The organism is Vibrio sp. 1401, from assembly GCF_033340295.1.
Genome location: NZ_JAWOWF010000027.1, coordinates 56,268 through 67,119 on the forward strand (window position 1 = coordinate 56,268; position 10,852 = coordinate 67,119).

The 10,852-nt window shown below is 43.1% G+C and carries 10 protein-coding genes; 4 read left to right on the forward strand and 6 right to left on the reverse strand.

Going from position 1 to position 10,852, the window contains the following annotated elements; translation table 11 throughout:
- Nucleotides 1–41: 41 nt before the first annotated feature.
- The 4 genes from R7Z77_RS14705 to R7Z77_RS14720 all read right to left on the reverse strand — a co-directional run bounded on the left by R7Z77_RS14705 (nt 42) and on the right by R7Z77_RS14720 (nt 6,272).
- Nucleotides 42–1,094: a UDP-glucose--hexose-1-phosphate uridylyltransferase gene (locus tag R7Z77_RS14705; RefSeq protein ID WP_064377020.1), complete on the reverse strand. Its 1,053-nt coding sequence runs from the start codon at nt 1,092–1,094 to the stop codon at nt 42–44.
- Between the two features lie 83 nt (nt 1,095–1,177).
- Complete coding sequence (gene galE, locus R7Z77_RS14710; protein WP_064377019.1) at nt 1,178–2,188, reverse strand: UDP-glucose 4-epimerase GalE; 1,011 nt, start codon at nt 2,186–2,188, stop codon at nt 1,178–1,180.
- A 129-nt stretch (nt 2,189–2,317) separates the two neighbouring features.
- Nucleotides 2,318–4,039, reverse strand: coding sequence for a solute:sodium symporter family transporter (locus R7Z77_RS14715; RefSeq protein ID WP_064377018.1), 1,722 nt, complete (start codon nt 4,037–4,039; stop codon nt 2,318–2,320).
- A 130-nt stretch (nt 4,040–4,169) separates the two neighbouring features.
- The gene (locus R7Z77_RS14720; RefSeq protein WP_064377017.1) at nt 4,170–6,272 is read right to left on the reverse strand and encodes an alpha-galactosidase; all 2,103 of its coding nucleotides are present in this window, start codon (nt 6,270–6,272) and stop codon (nt 4,170–4,172) included.
- Between the two features lie 231 nt (nt 6,273–6,503).
- On the opposite strand from R7Z77_RS14720, the gene R7Z77_RS14725 reads away from it, so the two are divergent.
- The 3 genes from R7Z77_RS14725 (at nt 6,504) to R7Z77_RS14735 (ending at nt 9,394) form a co-directional block, all read left to right on the forward strand.
- On the forward strand, nt 6,504–7,565 hold the full coding sequence (locus R7Z77_RS14725) for a LacI family DNA-binding transcriptional regulator (RefSeq protein WP_064377016.1): 1,062 nt from the start codon (nt 6,504–6,506) through the stop codon (nt 7,563–7,565).
- A 1,281-nt stretch (nt 7,566–8,846) separates the two neighbouring features.
- Complete coding sequence (locus tag R7Z77_RS14730; RefSeq protein WP_039989820.1) at nt 8,847–9,104, forward strand: type II toxin-antitoxin system Phd/YefM family antitoxin; 258 nt, start codon at nt 8,847–8,849, stop codon at nt 9,102–9,104.
- Nucleotides 9,092–9,394 carry a type II toxin-antitoxin system RelE/ParE family toxin gene (locus R7Z77_RS14735; protein ID WP_064377015.1) on the forward strand — a complete coding sequence of 101 codons (303 nt, stop codon included), beginning with the start codon at nt 9,092–9,094 and terminating at the stop codon, nt 9,392–9,394. The genes R7Z77_RS14730 and R7Z77_RS14735 overlap by 13 nt, the downstream gene beginning before the upstream one ends.
- A 190-nt stretch (nt 9,395–9,584) precedes the next feature.
- Here R7Z77_RS14735 and R7Z77_RS14740 read toward each other — a convergent pair whose 3' ends face one another.
- Both R7Z77_RS14740 and R7Z77_RS14745 read right to left on the reverse strand, forming a co-directional pair.
- A complete protein-coding gene (locus R7Z77_RS14740; protein ID WP_064377014.1) occupies nt 9,585–9,881 on the reverse strand; it encodes a type II toxin-antitoxin system RelE/ParE family toxin in 297 nt (98 codons plus the stop codon).
- Between the two features lie 6 nt (nt 9,882–9,887).
- On the reverse strand, nt 9,888–10,130 hold the full coding sequence (locus R7Z77_RS14745; protein WP_064377013.1) for a type II toxin-antitoxin system Phd/YefM family antitoxin: 243 nt from the start codon (nt 10,128–10,130) through the stop codon (nt 9,888–9,890).
- A gap of 239 nt (nt 10,131–10,369) precedes the next feature.
- On the opposite strand from R7Z77_RS14745, the gene R7Z77_RS14750 reads away from it, so the two are divergent.
- Entirely contained in the window at nt 10,370–10,765 is a 396-nt protein-coding gene (locus R7Z77_RS14750; protein WP_053306558.1) for a DUF3465 domain-containing protein, read from the forward strand.
- Nucleotides 10,766–10,852: the final 87 nt, after the last annotated feature.

Genomic DNA, 10,852 nt, shown 5'->3' on the forward strand with positions numbered 1-10,852 from the left:
GGCACTCCCCATTTTGTTCGTTATCAATAGTTCTCGAGAGTTTATGACTCTTTATAATGCACATCACTTAAGTCGCGTAAACGTTGTGCAGCCTGTTCCGCGGTTAGGTCTCGTTGACTTTCTGCGAGCATTTCATATCCCACCATGAACTTGCGAACCGTGGCACTACGAAGTAGTGGTGGGTAGAACAGCGCATGTAATTGCCAATGGTCGATATCGGTGCCTTCTTCAAAGAATGGCGCATAGTGCCAACCCATCGAGTAAGGGAAAGAACATTGGAATAAATTGTCGTAACGACTCGTCAGCTTTTTGATAGCAACGGCAAGGTCATCACGTTGCTCATCAGTTAGCTCACTCATGCGGCGTATGTGTACTTTTGGAAGAAGCATGGTTTCGAACGGCCATGCAGCCCAGTACGGTACAACAGCAATCCAATATTCAGTTTCAACCACTGTACGTGAACCGTCTTTGAGTTCAGCTTGCACGTAGTCCACCAGCAAGTTGCTGCCATGTTCTTGGTAATACGCTTTTAAGTTGCGCTCTTTGCGCTCAATTTCGTTTGGCAAGAAGCTGTTCGCCCAGATTTGGCCGTGCGGGTGAGGCTGAGAACAACCCATGGTTTCGCCTTTATTTTCGAATGCTTGAACCCAAATGTAGTCTTTGCCTAACTCTTCGATTTGATCATTCCATGTATCAATCACGCCGCGAATTTTATCAACTGGCAATTCCGGTAAGGTTTTGCTGTGATCAGGCGAGAAACAGATGACGCGGCTCAAACCACGCACACCCTGAGATTTGAATAGCGGATTATCTGACTTAGGTGCATCCGGCGAGTCCACCATCAACGCTGCGAAGTCATTTTGGAATACGTATGTACCTTGGTAATCTGGGTTTACATCCCCAGAAATACGCTCATTCGTTGGACAAAGGAAGCACTTCTCATCGTAACTTGGTTGTTCGTCAATCTCTGGTTTCTCATCAGCCCCACTCCAAGGACGTTTAGCTCGATGTGGAGATACCAAAACCCATTGCCCAGTTAATGGGTTGTAACGGCGATGTGGATGATCTATTGGATTGAATTCAATATTTGACATATTACTTGCTCATCTTTTTTAGTCTGTCTTCGATTTGGCACACACCAAACTCATCAATTTTTTTATAAGAAGTTTCGAGTACATTAATACCCGTCAGGATTACTCGATTGCCAATTCCACGTATCTGCCGTCATTTCAGCAATGCTGCGAGTCGCTTTCCAACCGAGCTCTCTTTGTGCTTTTGTAGTACTGGCCCAACATTCTGCAATATCTCCAGGGCGCCGAGGACAAATCTCGTAAGGGATTGGATGACCACATGCCGTTGAGAACGCTTCGACCATTTCAAGTACGCTCGAACCTTTGCCCGTCCCTAAGTTGTACACATGCAAACCGGCTTTTTCGCCGACCGATTTCAGGGCAGCGATATGGCCTTCAGCCAAATCCATTACGTGGATGTAGTCACGCACACCAGTACCATCCGGTGTGGAATAGTCGCTACCGAATACCGACAATTTTTCGCGGCGACCAACCGCGACTTGAGCGATGAACGGCATCAAGTTGTTTGGAATCCCCTGTGGATCTTCGCCCATGGTGCCCGACGGGTGTGCGCCAACGGGGTTGAAGTAACGTAACAAAGTCACACTCCAATCCTGTTCAGCTTGAAACAGGTCACTCAAACACTCTTCCACCATGTATTTACTGCGACCATAGGGGTTAGTGGTTGCACCTGTTGGTGACTCTTCCGTAATAGGCACAACCTTAGGATCACCATAAACCGTTGCAGATGAGCTAAATACAATACTTTTTACACCCGCTTTGCGCATACTGCGCACCAACACTAATGAACCATTAACGTTGTTATCGTAATACTCCAATGGTTTTAAAACGGATTCGCCAACGGCTTTTAGACCAGCAAAATGAATCACAGCTTGAATATCATGTTGATTAAATACTGAGTCTAAAAAGGCTTCATCTCGAATGTCGCCTTGATAGAAAGCTGGTTGCTGCCCTGTTAGTGCCTCTATACGATTTAATACCTCTATTTTGGAATTACATAGGTTGTCTACGATGATTGGTTCCATACCAGCTTTGATCATCTGCACACATGTGTGACTACCGATATACCCCATTCCGCCTGTGACAAGAACTGACATAAATACTTTTCCACCTTTCAACGTAAAAATCTCTAGATCAGGTATACCTGCGTCATGCGCAATATTCGGGCATACCGATCTATCTACTTGCTGTCCGTTTTTAATGATTAAATAATTAGTGTGGTTTGATTACGGCATGTACATATCATTAAGCTTTGTTACCTGTTTGCTTTTCCTACGTTTCAATAAATAGTTAAAGGTCACACCAAGCATTAAGATAACACCGCAAAAACCATACACTTGCATGACCGTTGGGTCGCTTGAAACAAAACCTACGTCCGAAAACATCACATACGCTCCTAACACCATATAGAGAATGACCGCGGACGCTTCAAAGCGGAAAGACCATGGCGTCACGTCGATGCTTTCATTCACTGGCATCACATAATCCGTATCACGTGGCATAAAATGACCAATCGCAAACATCAATAAAGTACAAACTACAAATAAAATCGCTAATTGATGTAAGAAGTGGATTGGGGTGTCAAAGATTAATTGCATCGCAGCATAGGAGCTCACAAATATCGTTAGTGCAACTTTGGCTGCAATAGCTGGTACACGTTTTGAAATGTAACCAACAAACACGATGGTGAAGATAGGCACACTGAAAAAGCCAGCAACCATTTGTAAGTATTGGAATAAACCTTCTGGTGCATATAGGATAAACGGTGCGATGCAAACAGAGATAATGGCAATGATGACTCCAAATAGGCGCCCCTTACCGACTAACTCTTCATCGGATTTATCTTTACCAAATAATGGCTTATAAACGTTCAATGCAAATAGTGTCGTAGAACTGTTTAGCACACCATTAAACGTACTTAATATGGCACCAAACATAACCGCAACAAAGAAGCCAACAAGAGGCTTGGGTAACACTTCGTTCACTAAGCGCGTATACATTGTGTCGGGATTACCTGCATCAGAGCCAAACATGTGGAAGGCAATGATGCCGGGAATGATGAGGAATAATGGAGAGATAACCTTAATTGCACCTGCGAGAATGACACCCTTTTGACCTTCTTTCAGGTTCTTTGCGCCAAGCGCACGCTGAATGATGGATTGGTCGGTGCCCCAATAATACAAGTTCACCAATAATAGGCCCGTGAACAGAGTAGAAAATGGCAGTGGATCCGTTTCTTTACCTACGGATTGCAGCTTCTCTGGTGCGGCAGTGAGCAACACGTCCAAACCTTCTATAAAGTTACCGCCGCCTAATGCCATCAGGCCAAATACAGGGATCATTAGGCCACCAAGAATCAATCCTACACCATTGATAGTATCGGCAATAACGACAGCTTTTAGACCACCATAAATAGCGTAAAAGAAACCTAACAAACCTATCGTGGCAGAGATCAGTGCGATGGAGCTAAATTCAGAAATACCCAATAAACCTTGTACATCGAAGATTTCGCCTAGTACCACTGCGCCAGCGTAAAGAGTAGTAGGAAGAATGTTGATGACGTATTGACACAAGAACAACAAAGTAACGAACTTCTTCACCGACATGTCATAACGGCTTTCTAAGAAATCTGGAATGGTGGTGATACCTTGCTTGAGGTAACGCGGTACAAGCAGCAGCGCAATGACAACCAGAGTAACGCCAGAGGCAACTTCCCACCCCATTACACTCATATTGTGGGTGTAGGCTTGAGCACTCATACCGACAAAACTGGTTGCACTCAAATTGGTAAGAATTAGCGAGCTGGCAATCAGTCCGCCCGTCAAACTTCGTCCTCCAAGGAAGAAACCATCTTGAGAGGTGTGTTTATCATTTTTAACTTTGCTGTAAGTGAACACCACAACAAAGCCCGTAAACAGCAAAAACGAAAGTAATACTGTAATAGACATTTTGTTTCCTTAACAAGTTAAGCAATTCAACTTGCTTGTTGGTTGTAGGGTGCCCCTCTAGCGAGTATAGGAGTGTTTTATCAGGAACAACGTAAGTTGAAACTGGTCGCTAGAAGAGGCAGATAGAGATTTAACGTTTTTTGAGGTGAACAATAAGCGCTGATTCGGGATCGAGGATCGGAAGCGTCACCCCAATTTCTTTTAAGTTATCACCACTTAGCGTCAGAGTTTTGTCTAGCCATTTCGGACGTTGTTTCATCAATTGAAAGCTGGTCTGTGGCATTTCCACAATCTTGATTTCGTAACTGGCTTTTTCATCTGCGCAACTCACCCGAAGTGGAGATGGTAGCGCGTAATTTGGCATGGCCAGTTGGCAGACCGTGATCAGCATTTCTTTCCCGTTTTCAACACCATAGATGTTCTGGCTATGATCTGCGGGGTCAATACGGAAAGCACGTCCAGAGTGAAGCAAATCGCGATACTGTTTGTGCAATTGAATATAATGGGCGAAGGCTTGTTTTTCTTCAGCGCTTTCTTTTACTGGATCGAGTTCAACGCCCATGTGACCACTTAACGCCGTCACTCCACGCATATTGATGGCATGACGGCGATTAGTTGAATGACATTCCGCAGGGCCAATGTGTGCACCCATTACTTCAGGCGGAAAGAAATAGCTCATACCACGTTGAATAGCTTGGCGTTCGAGCGCATCATTACAATCAGAAGCCCAGAAGCGATGGGTGCGTTTAAGGATTTCAAAATCAATACGACCACCACCTGAAGAGCAAGACTCTATCTCGACTTCAGGGTGTGCCGCATAAAGTTCATCTAACAGACGATAAAGCGCTTTCGTTTGACCATGTACAGCTGGCTTACCTTGATGACCTGGCTGCACCAGCTCACGGTTCATGTCCCACTTTAGGTACCCAATGTTGTATCGAGTCAGTAAATCATTCAAACGATCAAACAGGTAGTTGAAGCAATCTTTGTTTTGCAAATCCAACACGTATTGCCAACGACCTGAAGGCTGGTCGTAGCCTTGTAGACTCAATACCCAATCGGGGTGTTGGCGATATAGGTTTGAGTCTTGGCTGACCATCTCGGGTTCAACCCAAAGACCAAATTCCATACCTTTGTTGTTTACGTGCTCAATCACCGGTTCAAGACCATTTGGGTACTTCGTTTCATCCAAATACCAGTCACCAAGCGCGGCACGTTCACCATCACGACCAATGAACCAACCATCATCAATAATGAAGCGCTCGACCCCCATCTCAGCGGCTTCGGTTGCCATCTGCATGATGTACTCAGGGTTGTGATCAAAATAGATACCTTCCCATGTGTTTAAGTGAACCGGGCGGGGGTTACCGCTTGGAAACTGGATAATATTGGCGCGAACAAACTCATGGAATCGTTGTGAAATACCGTTCAAACCCGAGTTGCTGTATGTTGCATAAAGCCACGGGGATTGGTATGTCTCACCACTTTTTAAACGCTTTTCGCCAGAGAGTAACAACTCGCCGGCTTGAACAAAGCGGCGACCATCACTACGAACATCAGCGCGCAGTTGATGATTACCACTCCAACCAAGGTGAAAGCCCCATACGTGACCCAACTGCTCGCTAAAGCCATTCGTGCCAGCGAACAGACCAGGGAAATTTTCATGAGAGGTTCGGCCACGGCGGTTTTCTTGCATAAAGCCACCATGTTCAAAGCGCAAACGTTGAGTTTGAAATTCATGACACCAACGTCCGTGAAATGTCATTAGTTCGTTGGCATGATTAGGCAACGGTAAAGTGGACGAAAGCTTATCTAAACAATACTCGCTTGACGCGATGTTCTTTATTGAGATGCGTTTTTGCACCACGTCGCTATTGAAGTCAAGGTGCAGCTCAATGACCAACTCAAGCCCAGCGATGTCGTCTTGAAGTATAAATGTTGCACTACCATCATTTTGCTCGATAGATTTGGTTATGAACACGGGCGCCCAATCATCGCCATTTCGGTGTCCTTCAATACCAGGCGCATTAAAGTGACCACTACCAAGCTCTGGACATAGTGATAACGGCACGTCGACATCAAGGCGAGCCTGAGAGATAGGACGCTCGGTCGAGAGGATTAAATCAGGGTCAATCTGAGCAATTTTCGCTCCCCAATGAAGGATTTCAGGAACACGATCTACTTTAATGATCATGCTGTGATTCTTAGATTTTAAGTGAACAAACTTTTGCATACTGCTTCTCTGTTTTCGCAAACATTTAATCTATAAATAATGATGCGCTTATTCAGCTCCATTGCGACAAAAAAGCCTAATTAGTGTGATTAAGATCATTTTAATAGGGTGTTTTTTGTGTGGTCGATCTTGTGTTTCCGAAAACATTTACTCATGTTTTTACGACATCAATCACGAGAACATTTGAATGAACCTGGTAGAATGAATCGAAAATCTGGATAGGAGAATGCAATGGCAGTCACGTTTAAAGATGTTGCGCGGTTAGCTGGGGTCTCAACTCAAACCGTATCCCGCGTAACCAATGGCGCAGATAACGTCGCGGAAGCAACGCGAAAACGAGTCAACGATGCGATAAAAAAGCTTGGCTATGTACCAAACAAAGGTGCACAAATGCTGAGCCGAGCTAAGTCTCGGATCATCGGCATTGTTTCCTTGGATATCTCTCTGCACGGTGTGGCTCTGATTGCCAACGGAATTCGCAACCAAGCGCATGAGATGGGCTACGGGACAGCGTTAACCGTGTTAGCAAACAACTCTATTGATGAATTTCGCGATGCGATTCGAGAGCTTATTGCACAACAAGTCGATGCTATTATTATCAATGCCCCCGTAAATCAAGACATAGCACAGTGTCTGATTGAGCAGTTCAGCCAACTAACATTAGTATTCATTGATGTTCCTGAAGGGACCCCTGTCAATCATGTTAGGTGTGATCATCATACAGGAGCGAACTTGGCGGTATTACATTTGATTGAACAAAAACGCGATTCCTTCGTGTGTATTTCTGGCCCATCTGAATCGACCGCCTCTAAAATTCGTTACGACGCGTGGCAAACACAACTCCAAAAACATGGAGCCAAAGAAGTTGCTTGTTATGAAGGTGATTGGCAAGCAGCTAGTGGCCACAAAGCGATTAAAGACCTTGTGCTAAAAGGTATAGACTTTGATGCGGTATTAGTCGCCAATGATCAAATGGCACTCGGTGTTTTATGCGCTCTGTCAGAAGCAGGCATCAATGTGCCAAAGACGGTTTCTGTCATTGGATTTGATGGTATTCAGGACAGTCAATATTTTTCACCGCCTTTAACCACGATCAAACAAGACTTCGACCAATTGGGCCGTAAAGCCGTTAAATTAATGCTCAGCCAAATGGAAAAACCAGAGGGAACAATCTCTGAGGTGCTGCCTGTCAATTTAGTCATCAGACAAAGTACAAGTGAAAAAGCAGATTCTTTATATGACAAACAAGAGGTGCTCGCTTGTCTTGAAAATATTCGTCGCCTACTGCCGTAGATAAAATTTTTATGAAGAACCACCTAGCAGTGTTTTTATGTTGAGAAAAAGCTAGAACAAACGTACAGAGAGCGGACCGAGCCACTAGAGTGGAAGCGCGCCCTCTTGGACAGCTTGCTACCAACCTTATACAGTACCTCGATTGTATCATTATCGTAGACTTACCCTTTTTCAATTTACTCAAATGGTAAGTGCCAACGTTCCTATCTTGCAAGGCTAGCAACTGGATTCATTCTAATGGGTTAATTTAGTGATACTGATTGACTCATCGAATGTGAACAGAGCTTCATTTGATCTCATCTACATTTATTGAGAAATTAATCATACTACTATAACAAGTTGATTTTGTCGGATAAGCAACACCTGTTATCAGATCTCCCTCCTGAGAGCCGTACGTCTAACTTTCACTACATACAGCTCAAAATCCACTAAGCTCCCTATTGACACCCAGTAAATTATAAATCAGTGGTAGCAGGGTCAAACCATGAGTTACAACCAGTTTTTTACCCTTACTTTGATTAAGAAAACCTTCCCCAAAAGGTTCGAACTGGTTTGCTTAAATCTTGATTTTGACATGTTGAATTAATAGGCACTTGAGCAATTTAAAATAGTCAGCTCATGTCTTTGTACGTCGAAGTAGAAAATTCACAGATGACTACCTCAAATACACGCAGATAGACAGTATTGACGTTTATTCAGTGCTAAAGGAAGGAAATCCAGTAATTACTACGACATTTACCACTTTATGTACTAGTCATAACCAGTTTTTTGAAAAGGTTGATTGATCTATCTACAACTGATTTAGAAGTTATGAAACTGAAAGGTTGAGACAATTTTATCAGAGACTTACTTAAGTAGTTAGGCGTGTATCAATTGAAGTAGCGAAACAGTAGAGGTAGATCTTACGTTTTTGGAGTTAAGATTTTCCACACCTCAGGTAATTCACCTTTCACTAAATTAGTAAAATCATTAACACATTTCTGCCCCAAAATCGTTCAGAGCTAATACTCTACACATTTAGGGGGCGTGCGTTTACCCTACTAAAAGTTATTCGATGGAGTTGATAATTGTTCATTCTCGTCATTAGGAGACATCTTGCAGTCTAACTTCCCTTCATGTGGTATAATTTATTGATTATCAGTTGAGTTAATATGAAAGAGACTGCACTATCGAAGGATGAAAGACGACTATGTGTCGCCTAATAGCGTTAGCCGTCATGGAGCTTGCTATACTCAAAGTGATAGAATAGTATCACTTTAGTATTCCTTTGGAGCAGCTCTCATGAAAGTAGAACTAGTTACATCACTCAAACGTCAAGCAACTAAGATCCTCGCCGATCTCCACGACACCAAAGAGCCAGTGTTAATTACTGAGCATGGTAAGCCATCCGCTTATCTCATTGATGTTGATGACTACGAGTTTATGCAAAATCGTTTAGCTATTCTTGAGGGTATTGCACGAGGAGAGCGTGCACTAGCTGACGGTAAAGTGGTAAGCCATGATGAAGCGAAAGACAAAATGTCAAAATGGCTGAAATAATCTGGACTGAACCAGCGTTATCTGACCTCAACGATATCGCTGAATACATCACACTTGAAAATATCGTAGCTGCAAAGCAGTTAGTGCAAACGATCTTCTCCAAAGTCGAACGCCTACAAACTTTCCCAGAGTCAGGTCGTATTCCACCCGAGCTAGAACATCTAAGTTATCGTGAAGTTGTCGTTAATCCATGTCGTGTTTTCTATAAACAAGACGGTGACAAAGTGTTTATTCTGTTTGTTATGCGTGCAGAGAGAGATTTGCGTAAGTTCCTGTTGAGTAAGCAGTAACCTTTGGGAATGAGCGGCTAACAAACTGTTTAAGAGTGATTCGCAACGCGTGGTATTTTTACTATGCGTTAGTTTTAGTGTTTAAGGTGGTATGCGGTAGCATTGGTATTGCGTTGCTCACACCTTAACAGGGCGTTAGTTTACCAGTCAAGCTCAACACCCTAGATCCAAATCTAGGGTGAAGTCTTGATTATAAGTGGTTCTGAGGAAGCTGTGATTGACCGAGTACGGCTACAATTAAAATGAAGCCATCTTCTTTTGTAAAGTAAGCCGTATGCTTGCCCACAGGGAAATAGAATCCGCTTGGGTATATGTCATCACAACTGCGACCAACAGCTGGATTATCAGCAAGCATTTGAAAACCAGTTAGTAACGTATCTTTGTAGCTTCGCCACTGCATCTCGGAGAAATTTTTAACTGTATAGCTTTTGATTTTCCGTAAATGAGTCTGAGCTAATTTACTCAGTTTGTATTTATTCTTTTGCATCGCGGGTTATAAGGCGTTTAAAAAGTCTTCACCATCAATCACATCGCCTTGTGTTAAGTCTTGTTTTGCTGACTCGAAGCAATGTTTAAGGTAATCGGTTTTCATTGCTTCTAGTTCTTCATAGTCCTTGATAGACATTACAACTACGGCATCTTTGCTGTTTTTGCTAATCTTCACAGGCTCACGTTGAGCGCTTAGAAGTAGCTCACCAAAATTACGTTTGGCATCATTTGCTGTTAATGTGTGCATGATCAATCTCCAAATCTGGAATTACAGTAAGATTATAGTTGGTCGCATGAAATGGTCAATCTAATTAAATCGTGCGATTTGTGCGAAAGGTAAACTAACAAACAATTTAAGAGTGATTCGGCACGCGTGGCATTTTTACTATACGTCGGTTCTAGTGATTAAGGTGGCATGCGGAAGCATAGGTATTGCGCGCCTCACACCTTAATTGGGCGTTATGTGAATCAGAGAGAATTGAGTATATGAAGAAGTTCTTCGCAATATTTATAGCAGCTTTTTGCTTAGTTTCAGTTGGTGTTCTAGCGAATGACTACAAGCTCGGACAGGCGTTTGAAAATCATCAAAGTGACCTTCAAGTTCGTGGCTCAGGAACAATAATTCGTCTATTGCCAGATGACAACAAAGGAAGTCGACATCAAAAATTCATACTCAAATTAGATAGTAAGCAGACTTTACTTGTTGCTCATAACATCGATTTAGCACCAAGAATTCCCAACCTAAAAGTCGGCGATCGAGTTGAGTTTTACGGTGAATACGAATGGAATAAAAAAGGTGGTGTAATGCACTGGACACACCGCGATCCCAACAATAGGCATCCACATGGCTGGTTAAAGCACAACGGTAAAAAGTACGACTGAAAATTCACATACAAGAGACTATGGCGTCAATAGTTAATTTTTGAGGCTATCTGTATCCCACATAACACCATCTCTTAGCATTGAATT